Origin of the sequence: Kosakonia sp. AG348, assembly GCF_003337365.1 — a bacterium.
Taxonomy (GTDB): Bacteria; Pseudomonadota; Gammaproteobacteria; order Enterobacterales; family Enterobacteriaceae; genus Kosakonia.
Genome location: NZ_QPJR01000009.1, coordinates 150802 through 171743, shown reverse-complemented (window position 1 = coordinate 171743; position 20942 = coordinate 150802). Strand labels below are relative to the sequence as shown.

The following is a 20942-nucleotide window of genomic DNA, read 5'->3' as shown; positions in this document are numbered from 1 at the left end:
TGTTTACTCCTCAATTTCCAGTCGCTGAATTTGCATGCCGTCATCGGCGACAATTTGCAACTGGTCGCTGTGGCACTGCGGGCAGCGGCGCACTCGCTGGGTAAGTAACGTCACATACTGTTGGCAGGACTCGCACCAGCATTCCGCCTGTTGTTGTTCGATGTGCAGTGTACAGCCTTCCGCCAGGCTGCCGCGGCAAACCAGATCAAAACAAAACGTTAAAGCTTCCGTTTCTACACAAGAAAATGCGCCGACTTTCAGCCACACGCCGGTGACCCGACGCGCGCCGTTTGCTGACGCCTGTTGTTCGATAATTTCCAGCGCACGCTGGCAGAGGGTGATTTCGTGCATAACGCCTCCTGATGACTTTGCGCCCTTAATGCAATAAGAGTGCCATTCCGCCTTTTGACACGGTGACGATGTCGACAATGTCGAGATGACACGTCGAAAGGGTGAGCGTTTTGTTTTTATTTCTTTTTAAATCAATATATTAAATTTTGGCATGGATGATGCTTTACCGCCGTTGTTTTTCATTAACCGGATAAGCAGACATGACGATTTGGGAAATTAGCGAAAAGGCAGATTACATTGCCGGGCGGCATCACCGCCTGCAGGAAGAGTGGCGTAGCTACTGTAACGCGTTAGTTCAGGGCGTTACGCTCTCCAGAGCGCGGTTGCATCACGCTATCGGCTGTGCGCCGGAACAGCAACTCTGCTTTGTGCTGTTCGAACACTTCACGGTTTATATCACCCTGACCGGCGGCTTTAACGGTCACACCATTGAATATGCGATTGCCAATAAAGAGAGCGACGAGCGACGCGTGATTGCCAAAGCGCAGCTCTCCAGCGATGGCAAGGTCGATGGCGCGTTCAGCGTGCGCGATCGTGAAAAAGTGCTGGAGCATTATCTCGGCAAAATCGCCGCCGTTTACGACAACCTGTATGCCGCAATGGAAGCGGATACGCCGGTCAATCTCACCACGCTTGTCAGCCACGCGCACGCGCCTGCGCTGGCCTGAGTTTGGGTGTCGACATGTGTCGAAGTGACACATCGCGCGACACGTTTCGTCATAAATGACCGCCCGTAACCAGGGTGAATCACCTGAGGATTTGCTGGTGAACCGTTTTGTAATTGCCGATTCGGCGTTATGTATTGGATGCCATACCTGCGAGGCTGCCTGCGCCGAAACGCACCGTGCGCATGGCCTGCAGGCGATGCCGCGGCTGCGTGTGATGCGCAGCGAAAAAGAGTCCGCGCCGCAGCAGTGCCACCACTGTGAAGACGCGCCCTGTGCGAGCGTTTGTCCGGTGAACGCGATCAACCGCGTTGATGGCGCGGTGCAGTTAAATGAAAGCCTGTGCGTCAGCTGCAAGCTGTGCGCGATTGCGTGTCCTTTCGGCGCGATTGAGTTTTCCGGTAGCCGCCCGCTGGATATTCCCGCCAATGTTAACTCGCCTAAAGCGCCCGCTGCGCCGCCTGCGCCGGCGCGTGTCAGCACGTTGCTGGATTGGGTGCCCGGCGTGCGGGCAATTGCGGTGAAGTGCGATCTCTGCCATTTCGATGCCGAAGGCCCGGCCTGTGTGCGGATGTGCCCGACCAAAGCGCTGCATCTTGTCAATAACCGGGATATCGCCAGAGCCAGCCGTCGCAAACGCGAGCAAACCCTCAACACGGATTACGGCGATTTATCGCTGTATACGCAGCTAAACCGGAGCGCGAAATGACTATCCTCTCTTTGTTAAGCGCTGCTGTCGCAGTACTTACCTGCGCAGCCATGCTGGCCTATCTGTTTATGCCGTTCAAAGTGTTAAGCGGACTCTTTTCCGGGCTTGGCGGCGCTATCGGTTGTGCAATGGCGGCGGCCTGCGGCGTGATGGCATTAACAGACGCTGTCACCGTGAGCGGCACGCTGCCGTTGATTGAATATCACGTCCTGGTCACGCCGCTCAGCGCCGTATGGCTGATCACGCTCGGCGTTTGCGGCGGTTTTGTTAGCCTGTTTTCCATTGACTGGCATCGCCATGAAGCGGTGAAAGCCAACGGTCTGCTGATGAACTTACTGCTGGTCGCCGCGCTGTGCGCGGTGAGCGCGGCAAACTTCGGCGCGCTGGTGATCATGGCGGAAATTATGGCGCTGAGCGCGGTATTTCTGACCGGCTGCAGCAAATCCGGCAAGCTGTGGTTTGTCATGGGCCGCTGCGGTACGGTCCTGCTGGCGGTGGCCTGCTGGCTGCTGTGGCAGCGTTACCAGACGCTGGATTTTGCACTGCTCGGTACGCATGCGCTCGGCAGCGACATCTGGCTGCTCGGCGTGATCGGTTTTGGCCTGCTGGCCGGGATTATTCCGCTGCATGCCTGGGTGCCGCAGGCGCACGCCACTGCACCCGCACCGGCGGCGGCGCTGTTTTCCACGGTGGTGATGAAAATCGGCTTGTTCGGCATTTTGAGCCTTTCGCTGCTCGGCGGCCAACCGCCGCTGTGGTGGGGCGTTGCGCTGCTGGTATTTGGCATTATTACCGCCTTTATTGGCGGGCTGTATGCACTGATGGAACACAACATCCAGCGCCTGCTGGCGTACCACACGCTGGAGAACATCGGCATTATTCTGCTCGGCCTGGGCGCTGGCATCACCGGCCTTGCGCTGCAACAACCTGTGCTGCTGGCGCTGGGGCTGACTGGCGGCCTGTATCACCTTTTCAACCATAGCCTGTTTAAAAGCACACTGTTCCTCGGCGCGGGCACGCTGTGGTTTGGCACCGGTTATCGCGATATCGAAAAACTCGGCGGTATCGGTAAAAAGATGCCGGTTATCTCGCTGGCAATGCTGGTCGGGCTGATGGCGATGGCGGCGTTGCCGCCGCTCAACGGTTTTGCCGGTGAGTGGGTGATTTATCAATCCTTCTTTGGTTTAAGCGCCAGTGGTCATTTCCTGCTGCAACTGCTGGGGCCGCTGCTGGCGGTTGGTCTGGCGATTACCGGCGCGCTGGCGGTGATGTGCATGGCGAAAGTTTATGGCGTCACTTTTCTTGGCGCGCCGCGTAGCGCTCAGGCGGAAAACCCGCGCTCCATTCCCTGGTTAATGACTGGTGTGGTCGCCGCGCTGGCCATTTGCTGCGTTATCGGCGGTGTTGCCGCGCCGTGGCTGATGCCGCGCCTGTTTGCCGCTGTACCGTTGCCGCTGCAAACGGCAAACACCGTGGTGTCGCAGCCGATGATCGCGCTGTTGCTGATTGCCACGCCGCTACTGCCGTTACTGCTGATGATGCTGTTTAAAGGCGATCGCCCGCCCGCCCGCCGCCGCGGTAGCGCCTGGGTGTGCGGTTACGATCACGAAGGATCAATGGTGATTACCGCGCATGGTTTCGCCATGCCGGTGAAAGCGGCTTTTGCCCCGGTGCTGAAACTGCGGAAATGGCTGGAGCCCCGGCTTCCTGTTCCCGGCTGGCACGGTGATAGCGCGCCGGTGCTGTTTCGTCGGCTGGCGCTGATTGAGCTGGCGGTGCTGGTGGTAGTGGTGATTTCACGAGGAGCCTGATGATGAGTTTTCTGTTTGCTTTACTACAGGCGCTGGTGTTGTTTGCCGCAGCGCCGCTGCTTTCCGGCATCAGCCGCGTGGCGCGTGCGCGTTTGCACAACCGGCGCGGGCCGGGCGTGCTGCAGGAATACCGCGATCTGCTGAAACTGCTGGGGCGGCAAAGTATTGCTCCGGCGGCGTCTGGCTGGGTATTTCGCCTGACGCCGTTTGTGATGGTGGGCGTTATGCTGACCGTCGCGACCGCGTTACCGGTGGTGACGGTTGCCTCGCCGCTACCGGAACTTGGCGATCTGATCACCCTGATTTACCTGTTCGCTATTGCCCGCTTTTTCTTTGCCATCGCCGGGCTTGATACCGGCAGCCCGTTTACCGGCCTTGGTGCGAGCCGCGAAGCGATGCTCGGCGTGCTGGTCGAGCCGATTTTGCTGCTTGGTCTGTGGGTGGCGGCGCTGGTCGCCGGTTCCACGCACATCAGCCACATCACCAATACTGTGTATCACTGGCCGCTCTCTCGCAGCATTCCTCTGTTCCTGGCGCTCTGCGCCTGCGCGTTCGCCACCTTTATCGAAATGGGCAAACTGCCGTTTGATCTCGCGGAAGCGGAGCAGGAGTTGCAGGAAGGGCCGCTGTCTGAGTACAGCGGCAGCGGTTTCGCGGTGCTGAAGTGGGGCATCAGCCTGAAACAACTGGTGGTGCTGCAACTGTTTGTTGGCGTGTTTCTGCCCTGGGGGCAAATGACCACTTTTAGCGCCGCCGGTTTGCTGCTGGCGCTGGCGATCGCCGTGGTGAAACTGGTCGCTGGCGTGCTGATTATCGCCCTGTTTGAGAACAGCATGGCGCGTCTGCGTTTTGTTGCCACATCGCGCGTAACCTGGGCCGGTTTCGGCGTCGCCTTTTTAGCCTTCGTCTCCTTGCTGGCGACCTATTAAGAGAGTTTGAGCATGTCTGAAGAAAAAATCGGTCAACACTATCTTGCTGCCCTGCACGAGAAATTTCCCGGGGTGGTACTGGATGAAGCGTGGCAGACCAAAGACCAGATAACGGTCACCGTCAAAGTGAACTACCTGCCGGAAGTCGTGGAGTACCTTTACTATCAGCAGGGCGGCTGGCTTTCGGTGTTGTTTGGCAATGACGAACGCAAGCTGAACGGCCATTTCGCCGTCTATTACGTGCTGTCGATGGAGCAGGGCGTGAAGTGCTGGATCACGGTGCGTGTGGAAGTGGACGCACTGAAAGCGGAATACCCGTCGGTAACGCCGCGCGTGCCGGCAGCGGTGTGGGGCGAGCGCGAAGTGCGCGATATGTACGGCCTGATCCCGGTGGGTCTGCCGGATGAGCGCCGCCTGGTGCTGCCGGATGACTGGCCGGATGAACTCTACCCGCTGCGTAAAGACAGCATGGACTATCGCCAGCGTCCCGCGCCGACCACTGATGCGGAAACCTACGAGTTCATTAACGAGCTGGGCGATAAGAAAAACAATGTGGTGCCGATTGGCCCGCTGCATGTGACCTCGGACGAACCGGGCCATTTCCGCCTGTTTGTTGACGGCGAGAATATTGTCGATGCCGACTACCGCATGTTTTACGTCCATCGTGGCATGGAGAAGCTGGCGGAAACCCGCATGGGTTACAACGAAGTCACTTTTCTTTCCGATCGCGTCTGCGGTATCTGCGGCTTTGCCCACAGCACGGCCTATACCACTTCGGTTGAAAACGCGATGGGCATTGTCGTGCCGGAACGCGCGCAGATGATCCGCGCCATTTTGCTCGAAGTGGAACGCCTGCACTCGCACTTGCTCAACCTCGGGCTGGCCTGTCACTTTGTCGGCTTTGATTCCGGGTTTATGCAGTTTTTCCGCGTGCGCGAAGCCTCCATGAAAATGGCGGAAATCCTCACCGGGGCGCGTAAAACCTACGGTCTGAACCTGATTGGCGGTATCCGTCGCGACATGTTGAAAGAGGACATGATCCAGACTCGCCAGTTAGCGCAGCAGATGCGTCGTGATGTGACTGAACTGGTCGATGTGCTGATGAGTACGCCGAACATTGAGCAGCGCACCGTCGGCATTGGCCGCCTTGACCCGCAAATCGCCCGCGATTTCAGTAACGTCGGCCCGATGGTACGCGCCAGCGGACACGCCCGCGATACCCGCGCCGATCACCCGTTTGTCGGTTACGGCCTGCTGCCGATGACTGTGCACACCGAACAGGGCTGCGATGTAATTTCACGCCTGAAAGTACGCATCAATGAAGTGCTGACCGCGCTCAATATGATCGATTACGGTCTCGACAACCTGCCTGGCGGTCCGCTGATGGTGGAAGGCTTTACCTACATTCCGCACCGCTTCGCGCTCGGTTTCTCTGAAGCGCCGCGCGGGGATGACATCCACTGGAGCATGACCGGTGATAACCAGAAACTTTACCGCTGGCGCTGCCGTGCGGCGACATACGCTAACTGGCCGACGCTGCGCTATATGCTGCGCGGCAACACGGTTTCCGACGCCCCGCTGATCATTGGCAGCCTCGACCCCTGCTATTCATGCACCGACCGCATGACGGTGGTGGATGTGCGTAAGAAGAAAAGCAAGGTCGTGGCTTACAAAGAGCTGGAGCGTTACGGGGTTGAGCGTAAGAACTCGCCGTTGAAATCGTGAGGGGAGAACGGTAGCGATGTTTACCTTTATCAAAAAAGTGATCAAAACCGGCACGGCAACCAGCGATTACCCGCTGTCGCCAATGCCGGTCGACAAAAACTTTCGCGGCAAACCGCAGCACAACCCGCAGCAGTGCATTGGTTGTGCGGCGTGCGTCAATGCCTGCCCGTCGAATGCGCTGTCGGTGGAGACCGATCTGGCCACCGGTGAGCTGGCGTGGCAGTTCAACCTGGGGCGCTGCATTTTCTGCGCCCGTTGCGAAGAAGTGTGCCCGACGGCGGCTATCACGCTTTCGCAGGAGTATGAGCTGGCGGTGTGGAACAAAGCGGATTTCCTGCAACAGTCGCGCTTTGAACTGTGCCAGTGCCGCGAATGCGCCCGACCATTCGCGGTGCAGAAAGAGATCGACTACGCCATCGCGCTGCTGGCGCATAACGGCGATAGCCGGGCAGAGCTGCACCGTGAAAGTTTTGAAACCTGCCCGGAGTGTAAGCGCCAGAAGTGTCTGGTGCCGTCCGACCGGATTGAATTGACCCGCCATATGAGAGAGGCCAGCTAATGAGCCAGCTGTTAGGTCCGCGCGATGCGGACGGTATTCCGGTACCGATGACGGTGGAGGAGTCCATCGCCAGCATGAAAGCCTCGCTGCTGAATAAGATCAAACGATCCGCCTATGTCTACCGCGTGGATTGCGGCGGTTGCAACGGCTGCGAAATCGAGATTTTTGCCACGCTTTCACCGCTGTTTGACGCAGAACGCTTCGGCATCAAAGTGGTTCCGTCACCGCGCCATGCCGACATTCTGCTGTTCACCGGCGCGGTAACCCGCGCCATGCGCTCGCCTGCGCTACGGGCCTGGCAATCTGCGCCGGATCCCAAAATCTGTATCTCCTACGGCGCGTGCGGCAACAGCGGTGGTATCTTCCACGACCTGTACTGCGTGTGGGGCGGCACCGACAAGATTGTGCCGGTGGATGTTTATATTCCCGGCTGCCCGCCAACGCCCGCGGCCACATTGTATGGTTTCGCCATGGCGCTGGGCTTGCTGGAGCAGAAAATCCATGCTCGTCTGCCTGGTGAGAAGGACGACCAGCCGGCCGAGATTTTGCACCCGGCGATGGTGCAGCCCCTGCGCGTGAAAGTGGATCGCACCGCCCGTCGGCTGGCGGGTTACCGCTACGGCCGCCAGATTGCAGATGACTTTATGCGTTTGCGAAGCGTCGGCGAACATGAAGTGGTGAACTGGCTGGCGCAGGAAAACGATCCGCGCCTGACTGAGATAGTCAGCCATCTGAACCAGGTGGTGCAGGAGGCGAAAATCTGATGGGCGAATCGGTGGTCTTTAGCCAGTTGCGGCGTAAATTTATCGACGAGAACGACGCTACACCCGCACAGGCGCAGCAAGTGGTTTATTACAGCCTGGCTATCGGCCACCATTTGGGGGTGATCGACTGCCTGGAAACGGCGCTCTCCTGCCCGTGGGAGGATTACCTTGCGTGGATCGCCACGCTGGAGGCAGGCAGCGAAGCGCGGCGCAAAATGGAAGGCGTGCCGCGCTACGGCGAAATTGTTATCGACAGCACGCACGTGATGCTGCTGGCAAACGCCTTTGATCGGGCACAGACCCGGCAAAATGCGCAGCAGCTCGCCTGGAGTAAAGCGCTGCTGTCGATGCTGCATGATATCCATCAGGAAAGCGCCATCTATTTAATGGTGAGGAGATTACGTGACTGACGTATTGCTGTGTGTCGGCAACAGTATGATGGGCGACGATGGCGCAGGCCCGTTGCTGGCGCAAATGTGCGCCGAAAACCCGCAAGGTAACTGGCAGGTGATTGATGGTGGTAGCGCGCCGGAAAACGATGTGGTGGCGATTCGCGAACTGAAGCCCTCGCGGCTGCTAATTGTCGATGCGACCGATATGGGGCTCAACCCCGGCGATATCCGCGTGGTGGACCCGGATGACATTGCCGAAATGTTCCTGATGACCACCCACAATATGCCGCTCAACTATCTGATTGATCAGTTGAAAGAGGATATCGGCGAGGTGATTTTTCTTGGCATTCAGCCGGATATTGTCGGGTTTTACTACCCGATGACGCCGCCGGTAAAAGCGGCGGTGGAATTTATCTACCAGCGGCTGGCGGGCTGGGAGGGTAACGGCGGGTTCGACAATTTGTAAACGGTGCGCCGGTTGTCCGGCGCAGTTATTTAACGACTAACGGCGACGCTTTTCCGCGTACATCACTTTGTCGCAGTCTTCCAGCATATCGCGCAGCGTGGCGTATCGACTGCCGCCGTTTTCGATAATGCCGTGCGAATAGTTGATGTGGTAATTCTTACCGGACAGATGATCGATGGCGTCCATCCGCGATTGCAGATCGAACAAAAACGCATCCACGTCATTCACGGCGAGATTTCCCAGCAGTACCGCAAACTCCCCGCCGCCCAGACGCGCGGCGATATCCTGCTCTTTAATACATTTTGTCAGGTTGCTGGCGAAGATTTTTACCACCTCATCGCCCTCTTTGCTGCCCAGCAACTCATTGATGGCTTTCAGATTATCAATGCTGAAATAGAGCAGGCTGAAGGGTTTTTTATGCTCTTTTAGCCAGGCAAAGCGCTTCTCGCCGGTGCGGTAAAAACCACGACTGTTTGGCATCCCGGTCAGGCTGTCCGTCATCGCCATACTGAGGATCAAAAACTCATCTTCCACGATGGCGGCGAAGTCGAGCAGGGTGTTGATTTCCGCACTGGAGAACGGGCGCGGGTAAGTGTCGATAATACAAATCGTCCCGGCAATTGCCCCGTCCGGCAGGCGCACCGGGCAGCCAGCGTAAAAGCGCACCCAGGGCTCACCAATGACAAACGGGTTATCGGCAAAACGCGGATCGGCGAGGGTATCTTTCACAATGAAAGTCCCCTCTTCGAGGATGGCGTGTGCGCAAAAGGAGAGATTGCGCGGCGTTTCGTGAGTATCGACACCGCTGCGCGACAGCAACCACTGACGATCGCGATCGAGCAGGCTGATGACCGCGATCGGTACGTCAAAGGTGGTCTTCGCCGTACGGGTTAACCGGTCAAAGCGCTCATCATCCTTTTTATCAAGCAAATCCATCATATATAGCGACTTCAGCCGCTCGATTTCATTGACTGGCATGGCCGGAAAGATCATAGCTCATCCTCGCTCTGTTCTGTTTCCTAAAGTGTAGACAGTTCTTCTGATCATCGCGTTATATATCCGTAACTTGCCTGTGTGCGCACAAAATCGATAAACGCCTGTAAAGGCGCAGGAATTAGCCGCCGGGAGTTGTAATAGAGGTACGGGCCGTTAAACGACAACCACCAGGGTTCCAGCACCGGCGTCAGTTCGCCGCGTTCAATCGGTGAGTGCAACCACTCTTCAAACAGATAAATAATGCCGCTTCCGGCAATCGCGGCTTGCACGGCCAGATCCATTGCCGCGCCGACGCTAACCACTAAGGTGCCATTGACCTGTACGCGCAATGTTTCGCCATCGCGCTCGAACTCCCACTCCGGCATCACGCCGCTGGCATAGCGGCCGCGAATGCAGTTATGCGCAATCAGATCGCGTGGATGTTGCGGTATGCCATGTTGTTGCAGGTAATGGGGCGAGGCAGCGGCGACAAAACGCTGGCGGCGCGGGCCGATGGGCAGCGCGACCATATCCTGCTCCAGACATTCGTCATAGCGGATGCCCGCGTCACAGCTATCGCGAAAGACATCCTGCACGTTACTTTCGGCCACGATTTCCAGCTGAATGTCCGGATAGTGCGCCAGAAAGGCGGGTACGATGGCGGGCAACACCAGCCGGGCAGCGCTGACCGGCACGTTCAGGCGCAGCGTACCGCTGGGTGTTGATCGGTAACGGTTAATGGCATCGAGCGCCGCGTCCACTTCGCTCATCGCCGGTTGCAGTCGCTCCATCAGCGCTTTACCCGCATCGGTTAGCGCCACGGTGCGGGTGGTGCGGTTAAACAGGCGCACGCCGAGCTGCTGTTCAGCGCGGCGCACCGCATCACTCAGGCGGGAAGGGTTGGTGCCGGTCACGCGTGCGGCTTCGCGAAAGCCTCCGGCGTTAGCGACCGCCACAATGGCGTTCAGCAGGGCGAAGTCCAGCTTCATTGTTCGGTTAACCGTACAGTGTGTATTAATTTCAGCGGATTGTTGCACAGCAACGATACTCCTACAATCTGTTTACTTAATGCACAGGAGGTACTCCATGTCTCAACCTTCACTTACCTTTCGTCTGGGCGATCGCCAGGTTGGTCGCCTGGGTTATGGTGCCATGCAACTGGCGGGGCCCGGCGTGTTTGGGCCGCCCGCTGATGAAGCGAAAGCGTTGCAGGTGCTACGCGATGTGATTGCCGCAGGCGTGAACCATATCGACACCAGCGATTTTTACGGCCCGCATGTCACCAATAAATTGATTAAGCAGGCACTGCATCCGTACCCGGATGATCTGTGCATTGTCACCAAAGTCGGCGCGCGCCGTGATGATAAAGCCAACTGGCTGCCCGCATTCAGCGCTGAAGAGTTAACGCAAGCCGTTGAAGATAATCTGCGAAATCTCGGCCTTGAAGTGATGGAAGTGGTGAACCTGCGCGCCATGTTCGGCGTGCATGGGCCGGAAGAGGGGCCGCTTGAAGCGCCGCTGGAGGCATTGATTAAGCTGAAAGAGCGCGGGCTGATTCGCCATATTGGTCTGAGCAACGTGACGGCGAAACAGGTGGCAGATGCGCAGAAAATGACGCCGATTGTCTGCGTGCAGAACCTCTATAACGTGGCGAACCGCCATGACGACGCGCTGATTGATTCGTTGAATGCGCAGGGGATCGCCTATGTGCCGTTCTTCCCACTTGGCGGCTTTACGCCGTTGCAGTCAGGCGAGTTGAATGAAGTCGCGACTGCGCTGGGTGCCACGCCGATGCAGGTAGCGCTGGCCTGGCTGTTGCAGCGCTCGCCGAATATCCTGCTGATCCCTGGTACGTCGTCACCGCAGCATTTGCAGGAAAACCTCGCCAGCGCGCAACTCACTTTGCCGCCGGATGCGCTGGCGAAACTCGACGCTATTGCGCAGGCGTAATCAGAAACTGCCCGGTCTACCGGGCAGTTTTAGGCGCAATCACCGACTCACGGCACACCAGCTCGCCCCGATGAGCGCTAATGGCAGTCGCCTCTGGCATCAGAACCATTTCGATGGCGTTACGGATCATCTCCTCCATCGGAACATGGATGGTAGTCAGTGACGGGTTGTAATATTTGCCGATAACCGAATCATCAAACCCGGCCAGAGACACATCCTGTGGCAGCCGCAAACCCGCTTCATAACAGGCTTTCGCCACGCCAATCGCCATATCGTCGTTCCCGGCCAGCACGCAGGTAAACGGCACATTGCGCGCCAGCAGTTCACGCCCCGCCTCATAACCGCTGTCGGTACTCCAGCTACCGCGCACCAGCAGTTGCGGGTCGGGTTCGATCCCGGCGTTGCGCAGTGCTTTACGATAACCGGCTAAACGGCTCTCGCCGGTAGGGGAAGCGTCAGAACCGGCAACAAACGCAATGCGCGTATGCCCCTGTGCTAACAGGTATTCCATCATTGTTTCACAGCTTTGCTGGTGATCGACAAACACGCACTGGTTGCGGTGGCGGGTAAGCTCCCGGTTGATCACCACGATTGGCGTCGGGTTGCGTTCGATGATCTCATCGAGTTCGGCGACCGACAGGTATTTGGGGTAGATCATGATCGCTTCACAGCGCAGCGACAGCAGCAGGTCGATGGCGTCGCGCTCTTCCTGCGCGCTGTGTTTTCCGTCCGCCAGCACCAGTTGGCGGCCGTGCTGCTCGCTGTTGGTCGCCGCGTGGTAAATCATGCTGGAGAAAAACGGGCCGTTATACAGCCCGTTGGTGATGACCAGCCCGACAGAGTTGGTTTTATTGTTGGCAAGATTGCGCGCCAGCTGATTGGGACGATAACCCGTTTCGGCAATCGCCTGCATAATGCGGGCTTTCACTTCCTCACGGACAAAAACTTTGCCGTTTAGCGCGCGCGATACTGTCGCTTTGGAGACGCCGGCCAGCCTGGCGACATCCAGTATCGTTACCATCGTTAAACCTCACTGTTGTTATTATTGCGGCGGCCAGTTTCAGGCCAGCGACATCAGCGGAACTCCCGCACTGACAGCGCCCTGCGACTGATGGCGAGTGAGCGTAAACTCCTCGCTGTTGACCACCAGCACCGGCGTGGTCAGGTCGTAACCTGCCCGCTCAATGTGTTCTTTATCAAAGGCCAGCAGCGGTGTTCCGGCGCTAACCCGGTCGCCCTCTTTGACCAGCGGCGTAAAATATTGCCCCTGAAGATTGACGGTGTTAAGCCCAACATGAATCAGTAATTCCGCGCCATTATCACATATCAGGCCAATGGCGTGATGAGAGTCGATCAATGTTGCGACCTGTGCATCACAAGGGGCGACAACTTTACCTTCGTGCGGGATGATGGCGACGCCATCGCCCAGCACTTTTCCGGCAAAGGCTTCATCCGCGACGCTTTCCAGCGCAATAACTTCGCCTTTGATGGGGCTCAGCATTTGCAGGGAGCCGACAGTCAGCGCCGCGTTTTTCTCATCAGAAACCACAGCTTCGACCGGATCGTCAAACCCGACAAACTGCACCATCACAATGGTTAGCACAATCGCGGTGCCCGCGCCCACCAGTTCGCCAATAAACGACATTGGCGCATCCGGGCTGATCGCGTTGACCAGCGTGAACAGGCCCGGCAGTGCGGCATAAGCATAGTAGAGGCTGCCAAACAGGCTGGCGACGACTGCGCCAATCGCGCCACCAATACAGCCGCAGATAAACGGTTTTTTAAAGCGCAGCGTCACGCCATAAATCGCCGGTTCGGTAATACCAAAAATCGCCGTCACGCCTGCCGACAGCGAGGTTGCCTTCAGCTGCTTGTTGCGGCTTTTGATAAACACGCCGAATACCGCCGCCATCTGACCAATCACCGCAATGGTTTGATAAGCCTGGAAAGAGTCATAGCCCTGAGTATCGAAGTTGGCCATGATCACCGGCGTAATGCCCCAGTGGACGCCAAAAATCACAATCACCTGCCAGACACCGCCGATAATCGCTGCCGCCAGTGCCGGTGCGGCGTGGAACAGCGTGTTATACCCGTGCGCGACGCCAAGCGCAGCCCAACTGGTGATCGGGCCAATCACAATTAACGTCAGCGGCACAATGACTACGAAGCAAAGCAGCGGTGTAAACAACGGGCTCACCACTTCAGGCAGCCATTTTTCAACGCGGCGTTCAAACCACGACAGCGCCCAGACGAGGAACAATGGCGGCAGCACTGACGAGGTATAAACCGTTTCCGCCAGCGGGAAAAAGAGGAATTTCACTTCACTGCCGCTGGCGATTTTCCCGGCCATCGCTGTCCACTCAGGGTTGATTAACGCGCAGCAACAGAGCACGGCAATAAAAGGGTTACATTTAAAATGACGCGCGGCGGTAATGGCGATAAACACCGGCAGGAATGCGAAGGGTGTCCAGGACATAAAGTTCAGCACCGCAAACGTGCCGGAGGATTTGATCTGCGCATCGGCAAGCCCGAGCAGAATCAGTAAACCCTGCAAAATCCCGGCGGCGGCAAGAATATAGACAATCGGCGCGAACACCGCCGACATGGTGGCGATCACCGCATCCAGCCAGCGAGTTTTCGGCTGCGCTCCGTTGCCGTCTTTCTCTTTCACCATACCGCTCAACGCATTAAACACATCGGCGACGTGGGTGCCAATCACCACCTGAAATTGCCCGCCGCTTTCCACTACCGCAATCACGCCTGGCAGGCTCTGAATGTTGGCTTTCGCCGTGTCAGGCGTTTGATTCAATACCAGGCGCAGACGCGTAGCGCAGCGGGAGAAATTACTGATGTTCTCTTCACCGCCGACCTCGCGGAGGATATCACTTGCTAACTTGTTGTAATCCCTGATAACGGCCATTTTTATTTCCCTTTTATTATCGGAAACTGAGTTGGTGTAACTGGGTGAAACCGGTTTCATGCTAACCTGGTAAACCACGCCTGCAACCGGTTTCATGGAGATCTGCGAGCTAAATCACTTCTCGGTTTGTATTAGGGAAAGGAAATCGACAGCCATATTTCGTCAGGGGACGAAGCGTGGGCCCGGCATCTGCGCAACACTGGCGGCTCATTATTGATGAGGAGCCACGTTATGATCGCCGTACTTTTTGAAGCTGATATCGCCGCAGGTAAGCAGGCGCGTTACCTGCAATTAGCCGCTGAACTCAAGCCGATACTGGCAGACATCGACGGGTTTATCGCGATCGAACGTTTTCAGAGCCTGAGCCACGAGGGGAAGATGTTGTCACTGTCATGGTGGCGCGATGAAGCATCAGTGCACGCCTGGAAGAGCAATGTGCTACACCAGGCGGCTCAGCGCGAAGGGCGGGAAGCCATTTTTTCGTCCTACCGCATCCGTGTTGCCACGGTTTTTCGCGATTACGCATCAACCCCGGAGAAGCCATAATATGTACGATATTCACGTTATCCTGAATAATACGCCGGGCGAACTGGCACGGCTTGGCGAAACGCTCGGTAAACATGGTGTCGGGCTGGAAGGGGGCGGTGTGTTTACCGCAGGCGATCAATGCCATGCGCACTTCCTGGTGGTCGACGGCGAGCGCGCCCGGGAAGTGTTAACCGCTGTGGGTTTAACGGTACATGCCGTAACCCTGCCGGTTATCCGCAAACTGAAGCAGGAGCGTCCCGGCGAGTTAGGCGAAATTGCCCGCACGATCGCGCAATATAATATCAATATCCTTGTGCAATACAGCGATCATGACAACCGGTTGATCCTGCTCACCGATAACGATCCGCTGGCGCGCGAGGTAACACAACGATGGGACGTACAACCGCAATGACCGGCAATGAACTACGTAAAGCGCAGGAACAACCGCATCTGCTGGAGGAGATGCTCTCTGGCCTTGCCAGCGCGATGGCGGAGCCTTCCCGGGCGAAAATGCTCTGTGCGTTAATGGACGGGCGGGCGTGGACCGCGACCGAGTTGAGCGCGGTGGTGGATATTGCCGCGTCAACGGCCAGCGCGCATCTGGCAAAACTGCTCGCCAGCGGGCTGCTGGTCTGCGTGTCGCAGGGACGGCACCGCTACTACCGGCTGGCAGGCAGCGATGTCGCCGCGCTGCTGGAAACGATGATGAGCGTATCCATGCGCGGTGTGCAGGCACCTGTCACCCGCACGCCGCTGGCGCTGCGTCAGGCGCGTACTTGTTATGATCATCTTGCCGGTGAGATTGCCGTTGGCGTGTATGCGTTTATGCAGCGCGAAGGCTGGATCACTGACGATGGCAGCGCGGTGACGGATTCAGGCAAACGCAGCCTTGAGAAGATTGGCGTCACCCTCGATCCGCGCACCCGGCGCAAGCCCTGTTGCGCCTGTCTGGACTGGAGCGAGCGGCGTTTTCACCTCGGCGGCGATGCAGGCGCGGCGCTACTGATTGCTTTTGAACAGCAGGGCTGGCTGCGCAGAAGCCCCGGTTATCGTGAAGTCACGGTAACCGAAGAGGGAAAAACTGCGTTTTATCGGGTGTTTGGTGTGAAAGAGTGAAAAGAAAATTGTCGACACGCATTCAGGAATGGCTAAACTTTCCTTGATTGCATAGCTTTCAGGCTATAATTTCCGTTCATAGCAAGAAAGCTATGAGGGAACGGCAATGTGGCAAGTGATTACGACGGAGCGTTTTGATGTGTGGTTTAGCATCCAGCCAGAACTGTTGCAGGATGAGGTTTTAGCGGTTTTCAGGATCCTGAGTGAGTTTGGCCCGCAGCTTGGGCGCCCCTATGTTGATACTGTAAAAGGATCAACCTATAGCAATATGAAAGAGTTGAGGATCCAGTATGCAGGTTCTCCCGTTCGCGCCTTTTTTGCGTTCGATTCTACGCGGCGGGGTATTGTGTTGTGCGCCGGAGATAAAACGGGCGTTAACGAGAAACGATTTTATAAAGAGATGATAAAAATAGCCGACGCAGAGTTCAAAAATTATATGCGAAATAAGGAGTTAGCGTGGCAACCTTAGACGACCTTTTAGCGAAACGCAGCCCTGAAAGCCAGGCGCGAATTGAAGAGCGTGTTAATGAGCTGCGCCGCAACATTGTATTGAGCCAGCTACGTGAAGAATTGAATATTTCCCAGACCGAGCTTGCCGGAGTCATGGGCGTCAAACAGCCGACACTGGCGAAGATAGAGCAGCCTGGCAACGATCCCCGTCTCTCTACTCTCAAGCGCTATGTCTCTGCGTTAGGCGGTGAGTTAAGCATTGATATCACATTGCCGACGGGTAAACGCGTTGCATTTCATATCTGATATTGATGCCAAAATCCGTGAATACATTGCCGGATGGCGATTTGCGCCTTATCCGGCTCCTACAAGCAAACTGGATGATGTGAGGAAAATGCGCGTTCTTTCATGAGATTGGGTATGGATACCTTTTACAGCAATGATGGGCGCTGCCGTTTATTGTTTTGGTAAATATTATTTCCTCAGCCGAAAAATCAACAACGATCCGCTGTGGGTTGAAGCGCAGATCGTCATTGCCTTTCCCGGAACGCCGAACGATTTGGCCAAGGTCGATATTGTGATGGCCAATGCGTTCGCGACAAACGGCCAGAGCTACAGCAAAAAGAATCAAACGTGCCCACCCATACCCTGGATCTCGGTCGCGATCACTCCGGAAAATTGATTCCGGTGATCTATTACCGCAACAACCCGATCCACAGCAACATCGATGATTACCAACACTGCCTGAGGCAATGATCGTCGCGCCGTGCCCGGTAACGTGATTGCCAGCACTAAAACGGCCTCTGCCCGACATATAAAAAATGGTCGTCCGATTTTCGGTTGTGAGGAGTAGACGGCAAACGCCACACTGACTCCACTTAGCGCCCCAGGAGACGACCATGGATTTCACCGCTTTTCACCATCAAACCACACCATTACTGCTCGCCAATGTCTGGGATGCAGCCAGCGCGCAGGCGGCAGAGCAGGCCGGATATCAGGCGATGGGCACGTCCAGCGCCGCCATTGCCGCAATGCTCGGTTATGACGATGGCGAACAAATGCCGTTTGCCGAACTGCTGTTTATGGTGAAACGCATTCGCGCCGTCTGCGATCTGCCACTCAGCGTGGATATGGAAGCCGGTTATGGCCAAACCGCGCAAGCCATTGCCGATAACCTGCAACACTTAATAAAGCTCGGTGTGGTGGGCATTAATCTGGAAGATAGCCGCGTGGTCAATGGTGAACGGCAACTGGTTGACGCCACGCAATTCGCCCGGCAGTTACGGGAAATCCGCGCGCAATTGCCGTGTCCGTTGTTTTTGAATATCCGTACCGATACGTTCTTGCTGAACGTGGAAAATGCGCTGGCAGAGACGCTGTATCGCGGGCAATTATATGCTCAACACGGCGCGGACGGTCTGTTTGTGCCTGGCGTGATGCAAAACGCGGATATAGCCGCTATCGCCCAGCAGATCCCTTTGCCGCTCAATGTGATGTGCGTACCGGGGCTGGCAGGATTCACCGAACTGGCCACGCTTGGCGTGCGCCGTATTTCGATGGGCAATGCTGTTCATGCCGCGTTACAAACGCAGTTGAAAAACATCCTGTTGAGCGTGCAGACACAGCAATCGTTTGAGGGCGTTTTCCACTATGCAAATCACGGATAAAGTGCAGTGCGATACCTGGTATCAGGCGCTACTCGATCGCGCTTCTGAATACACCGGCCTCTTTTTTGTCGGCGTCAAAACCACCGGAGTTTTTTGTATTTCCGTCTGTCGCGCGCGTAAGCCGAAGCGGGAAAATGTGGTGTTTTTCCGCGAGATGAAATCAGCGCTCGATGCCGGTTTCCGCCCGTGCAAAGTGTGTCGACCAACGGAAAATGCCTGTTCGGCACCGGGCTTTATCGAGCAGGCGTTAGCGCTGGTTCGCGCCAATCCTAAAATGCGTATCAGCGACACGCTGCTGCGCGAACAAGGCATCAGCCCGGAGCGTGTGCGCCGCTGGTTTTTGCAGCAACATGGCATCACATTTCAGGCTTTTCAGCGCATGTCGCGGGTAAATGTCGCGCTTCAGGAGTTGAAAGGCGGGCGCAGCGCCACCGATGTTGCCTTTGACAGCGGTTATGAATCGCTCAGCGGCTTTGGTTATACCTGTAAAAAACTCACTGGTGCGGCACCGAGCCTCGGGCAGCAGGTGATCATGATCCACCGTTTCACCACACCGATTGGCCCGATGTTTGTCTGCGCCACGGAACAGGGCGTTTGCCTGCTGGAGTTTGTGGATAGACGCATGCTGGAGACCGAATTCAGCGACTTACAGCGCTTGTTGAAAGCGCGCATTATCGCCGGGGAAAACCGGCATACCCGGCAGGCGGAAAAAGAGATCGGCGAGTATTTCGCGGGCGACAGACAGCAGTTTTCGCTGACGCTGGATCTGCCCGGCAGCGCGTTTCAGCGCCGCGTCTGGCAAGGTTTGCAAACGGTGCCGTACGGCCAGACCACGCATTATCAGGCGCTGGCGGAATGCCTTGCACAACCCACCGCGGTACGTGCCGTCGCGGCGGCCAATGGTGCGAACCGGGTGGCGATTGTCATTCCTTGCCATCGCATCATTGGTAAAGACGGCACCATGACCGGCTACGGTGGCGGTATCGCGCGCAAAGCGTGGTTGATCGCGCATGAGAAAAACCATCTTATGCGGTAGCGCTGTTAACCCCTTTGGCAGAAATTCCTCCGGTTGCGGGCTGTGACTGCGAGCGCGTTGGCAACATACCGGTTTATGGAGGGGATGTGCCGTGATCGGTAATCGCCTGCGCGGCGCAAATCAGCGCCAGGTGGCTTAAACCCTGCGGCAGGTTGCCGCTCCACTTGCCGGTGCGAACATCGAACATCTCATTAAAGGTTTCGACATTGCCTTTATCGCAAAGGGCGCTGAGGATCGCATCCATTGCCGCTTCGGCTTTGGTTGTCTCGCCCATTGCCGCCCAGGCTGCCGCCAGCCAGAACGAACAGGCGACAAAGGTGTTCTCTTCCTGTTCGACGCCGCTGTAGCGGTAGACCAGTGCGCCGCCGTGGCCCAGCTCCTCTTCAATGGTCCGGTAAGTGGCAAGCATGCGCTGAGGATTAACATGTTGACCATAGCGATAAACCAGCGCCAGCGAAGCATCAAGCCGATCTTCGCTATCGGGGTAAAAGAGGTAAGCCTGTTTGCTCTGTGACCAGCAATGGGTTTCGATCCAGTCGCGGATGCGATCCCGCTCGCGTTGCCAGCGCCCGACCCACGTTGGCTCAATGTATTTCTCTTTCGCCATCAACACGGCCATATCCAGCGCCAGCCAGCACGCCATCTTGGAGTGGGTATAATGTTGCAGCTCGGGCAGTTCCCAAATCCCGCAATCTTTTTGCCGCCAGTGATCGGCACAGCAGTTTGCCAGCTCGCCCAGCAGCCGCGAGGTGGTGAGATCCAGCACGTGGCCCGCCTTTACGAACAGCTCCGCCGTTGCCAGCATATCGCCGTACATGCTGAGTTGTAGCTGGTCGCGCGCGTTGTTACCCACTCGCACCGGCTGTGAGTTTTTGTAGCCCCGCAGCGCCGGGTACGTTTCACAGGGCACTTCATCCCCTTCGAGGGTGTAACAGGCCTGCAGCCTGACACCGTGGCGGATAATGGTTTTTGAAAGCCAGGAGAAGGCGGCTTTGCACTCTTCCAGCGCCCCCAAAAAGGCAAAGGCTTTAATGATCAGGCAGGCATCGCGGATCCACGCGTAGCGATAGTCGTAGTTTTTCTCACCGCCAATACCTTCAGGAATGGAGGTGGTCGCTGCCGCGGCAAGCGCACCGGTGGGGGAATACCAGAGGAATTTCAATGCCAGCGCGGAACGCCCGACATGTTCTGCGTAACGCCCTGCATAGCTCAGGCTTTTACTCCAGTCGCACCAGGCGGCATGGCTGGTTTCAATGCGCGCGTCAATTGCTTCAAGGCTCGGGACTGCCAGCGGCTCTTTTTCAGTCACCAGTAGTGCAACCAGCCGCCGCTGGCCCGCCGAAACCGTCATGTGACCATTAACCTGCTCATCGTCGGCGTCGGTGATATTGACCTCTTCGCTGGTGCGCAGCATCGCCATTAAATCGGCGATATGGTAGACGTTGCCGTGCGCTGTTTTGTTCATCCACGGCGAACAGGTTTCTGCCCGCGTCCCGAAACGCACTTTCAGCGTTAAAGCCACTTCGCCTTCCAGACCTTCAATCCGGCGCGCCAGCTCGCTCCATGGCAAACGTCCGGCGAGCGTACTGTTAATAGATTCGGTAAGTAATACTTTGCCGCTGGCGGTGGTGAAGGTGGTTTCCAGCACATTGCTGTCCTGCCTGTAGCAGCGCGTCACGGTGTAAGGTTGTTGTGGCGCTAACTGAAAAAAACCGCCAATCTCCGGGTCGAGCAGGCGATCAAACAGCGGCTGGGAATCCAGGTTCGGCGCGCACCACCAGTCAATTGACCCGTCGGGGGCAATAAGTGCGACCGAGCGTCCTTCGCCAATCGCGGCGTAATCGCCGGGTTCGGCAAAGCCATCCTCCCGGACAGGAGAGTGCGAGACTGTGTTCTTCACGGTGTTGCGATCCTTACCAGCGATGGCCG

24 protein-coding genes are annotated in these 20942 nt (G+C 56.9%); 18 read left to right on the top strand and 6 right to left on the bottom strand.

From position 1 onward, the window contains the following. Positions 1-3: 3 nt before the first annotated feature. The gene (gene hypA / locus DFO56_RS19975) at positions 4-351 is read right to left on the bottom strand and encodes a hydrogenase maturation nickel metallochaperone HypA (protein WP_045511032.1); all 348 of its coding nucleotides are present in this window, start codon (positions 349-351) and stop codon (positions 4-6) included. Positions 352-551: 200 nt separating this feature from the next. Between hypA and hycA the strand changes: the two genes are divergently transcribed. The 9 genes from hycA to hycI all read left to right on the top strand — a co-directional run bounded on the left by hycA (position 552) and on the right by hycI (position 8371). Further along, positions 552-1019, top strand: coding sequence for a formate hydrogenlyase regulator HycA (gene hycA, locus DFO56_RS19970; RefSeq protein ID WP_020454968.1), 468 nt, complete (start codon positions 552-554; stop codon positions 1017-1019). A 97-nt stretch (positions 1020-1116) separates the two neighbouring features. After that, a complete protein-coding gene (locus tag DFO56_RS19965) occupies positions 1117-1725 on the top strand; it encodes a 4Fe-4S dicluster domain-containing protein (RefSeq protein WP_045511142.1) in 609 nt (202 codons plus the stop codon). Then, entirely contained in the window at positions 1722-3536 is a 1815-nt protein-coding gene (gene hycC, locus DFO56_RS19960; RefSeq protein WP_045511029.1) for a formate hydrogenlyase subunit 3, read from the top strand. The genes DFO56_RS19965 and hycC overlap by 4 nt, the downstream gene beginning before the upstream one ends. Positions 3537-3538: 2 nt before the next feature. Beyond that, entirely contained in the window at positions 3539-4465 is a 927-nt protein-coding gene (locus DFO56_RS19955) for a respiratory chain complex I subunit 1 family protein (protein ID WP_045511026.1), read from the top strand. A gap of 12 nt (positions 4466-4477) precedes the next feature. Then, positions 4478-6190, top strand: a complete 1713-nt coding sequence (hycE, locus tag DFO56_RS19950; RefSeq protein ID WP_020454964.1) for a formate hydrogenlyase subunit HycE — start codon at positions 4478-4480, stop codon at positions 6188-6190. Between the two features lie 16 nt (positions 6191-6206). After that, entirely contained in the window at positions 6207-6749 is a 543-nt protein-coding gene (locus DFO56_RS19945) for a formate hydrogenlyase complex iron-sulfur subunit (protein ID WP_045511023.1), read from the top strand. Then, a complete protein-coding gene (locus DFO56_RS19940) occupies positions 6749-7513 on the top strand; it encodes an NADH-quinone oxidoreductase subunit B family protein (protein WP_045511020.1) in 765 nt (254 codons plus the stop codon). Before DFO56_RS19945 ends, DFO56_RS19940 begins: the two co-directional genes overlap by 1 nt. Then, entirely contained in the window at positions 7513-7923 is a 411-nt protein-coding gene (locus tag DFO56_RS19935; protein WP_020454961.1) for a formate hydrogenlyase maturation HycH family protein, read from the top strand. Before DFO56_RS19940 ends, DFO56_RS19935 begins: the two co-directional genes overlap by 1 nt. Continuing rightward, on the top strand, positions 7916-8371 hold the full coding sequence (gene hycI, locus DFO56_RS19930; RefSeq protein WP_045511017.1) for a hydrogenase maturation peptidase HycI: 456 nt from the start codon (positions 7916-7918) through the stop codon (positions 8369-8371). Before DFO56_RS19935 ends, hycI begins: the two co-directional genes overlap by 8 nt. Before the next feature lie 36 nt (positions 8372-8407). Here hycI and DFO56_RS19925 read toward each other — a convergent pair whose 3' ends face one another. Next, the gene (locus DFO56_RS19925) at positions 8408-9364 is read right to left on the bottom strand and encodes a sensor domain-containing diguanylate cyclase (RefSeq protein WP_020454959.1); all 957 of its coding nucleotides are present in this window, start codon (positions 9362-9364) and stop codon (positions 8408-8410) included. 50 nt (positions 9365-9414) lie between these two features. After that, a complete protein-coding gene (locus DFO56_RS19920; protein ID WP_045511014.1) occupies positions 9415-10335 on the bottom strand; it encodes a LysR family transcriptional regulator in 921 nt (306 codons plus the stop codon). Positions 10336-10432: 97 nt separating this feature from the next. On the opposite strand from DFO56_RS19920, the gene DFO56_RS19915 reads away from it, so the two are divergent. Further along, positions 10433-11296 carry an aldo/keto reductase family oxidoreductase gene (locus DFO56_RS19915; protein WP_045511011.1) on the top strand — a complete coding sequence of 288 codons (864 nt, stop codon included), beginning with the start codon at positions 10433-10435 and terminating at the stop codon, positions 11294-11296. A 16-nt stretch (positions 11297-11312) separates the two neighbouring features. On the opposite strand, the gene DFO56_RS19910 is transcribed toward DFO56_RS19915, so the two are convergent. Both DFO56_RS19910 and DFO56_RS19905 read right to left on the bottom strand, forming a co-directional pair. Further along, positions 11313-12317 (bottom strand): LacI family DNA-binding transcriptional regulator, encoded by a 1005-nt coding sequence (locus tag DFO56_RS19910; RefSeq protein WP_045511009.1) that lies wholly within the window; start codon positions 12315-12317, stop codon positions 11313-11315. 39 nt (positions 12318-12356) lie between these two features. Beyond that, positions 12357-14216 (bottom strand): beta-glucoside-specific PTS transporter subunit IIABC, encoded by a 1860-nt coding sequence (locus DFO56_RS19905; RefSeq protein ID WP_045511140.1) that lies wholly within the window; start codon positions 14214-14216, stop codon positions 12357-12359. Positions 14217-14447: 231 nt separating this feature from the next. Here DFO56_RS19905 and DFO56_RS19900 point away from each other — a divergent pair, with 231 nt between their 5' ends. The 8 genes from DFO56_RS19900 to DFO56_RS19865 all read left to right on the top strand — a co-directional run bounded on the left by DFO56_RS19900 (position 14448) and on the right by DFO56_RS19865 (position 19013). Beyond that, complete coding sequence (locus tag DFO56_RS19900) at positions 14448-14762, top strand: antibiotic biosynthesis monooxygenase (protein ID WP_045511006.1); 315 nt, start codon at positions 14448-14450, stop codon at positions 14760-14762. Between the two features lies 1 nt (position 14763). Beyond that, the gene (locus tag DFO56_RS19895; protein ID WP_045511003.1) at positions 14764-15156 is read left to right on the top strand and encodes an amino acid-binding protein; all 393 of its coding nucleotides are present in this window, start codon (positions 14764-14766) and stop codon (positions 15154-15156) included. Beyond that, positions 15153-15860 (top strand): helix-turn-helix transcriptional regulator, encoded by a 708-nt coding sequence (locus DFO56_RS19890; RefSeq protein ID WP_045511000.1) that lies wholly within the window; start codon positions 15153-15155, stop codon positions 15858-15860. The genes DFO56_RS19895 and DFO56_RS19890 overlap by 4 nt, the downstream gene beginning before the upstream one ends. Positions 15861-15966: 106 nt before the next feature. Then, positions 15967-16329, top strand: coding sequence for a type II toxin-antitoxin system RelE/ParE family toxin (locus tag DFO56_RS19885; RefSeq protein WP_045510997.1), 363 nt, complete (start codon positions 15967-15969; stop codon positions 16327-16329). Then, the gene (locus DFO56_RS19880; RefSeq protein WP_020454950.1) at positions 16317-16616 is read left to right on the top strand and encodes a helix-turn-helix domain-containing protein; all 300 of its coding nucleotides are present in this window, start codon (positions 16317-16319) and stop codon (positions 16614-16616) included. The genes DFO56_RS19885 and DFO56_RS19880 overlap by 13 nt, the downstream gene beginning before the upstream one ends. Before the next feature lie 133 nt (positions 16617-16749). Continuing rightward, the gene (locus tag DFO56_RS19875) at positions 16750-16992 is read left to right on the top strand and encodes a hypothetical protein (protein ID WP_052679813.1); all 243 of its coding nucleotides are present in this window, start codon (positions 16750-16752) and stop codon (positions 16990-16992) included. A gap of 217 nt (positions 16993-17209) precedes the next feature. Further along, positions 17210-17977, top strand: coding sequence for an isocitrate lyase/phosphoenolpyruvate mutase family protein (locus tag DFO56_RS19870; protein WP_045510994.1), 768 nt, complete (start codon positions 17210-17212; stop codon positions 17975-17977). Further along, complete coding sequence (locus tag DFO56_RS19865; RefSeq protein ID WP_045510991.1) at positions 17961-19013, top strand: bifunctional transcriptional activator/DNA repair enzyme AdaA; 1053 nt, start codon at positions 17961-17963, stop codon at positions 19011-19013. The genes DFO56_RS19870 and DFO56_RS19865 overlap by 17 nt, the downstream gene beginning before the upstream one ends. A 73-nt stretch (positions 19014-19086) precedes the next feature. Here the strand turns inward: DFO56_RS19865 and DFO56_RS19860 are convergent, their stop codons facing one another. Beyond that, complete coding sequence (locus DFO56_RS19860; protein ID WP_045510988.1) at positions 19087-20913, bottom strand: glycoside hydrolase family 15 protein; 1827 nt, start codon at positions 20911-20913, stop codon at positions 19087-19089. Positions 20914-20942: the final 29 nt, after the last annotated feature.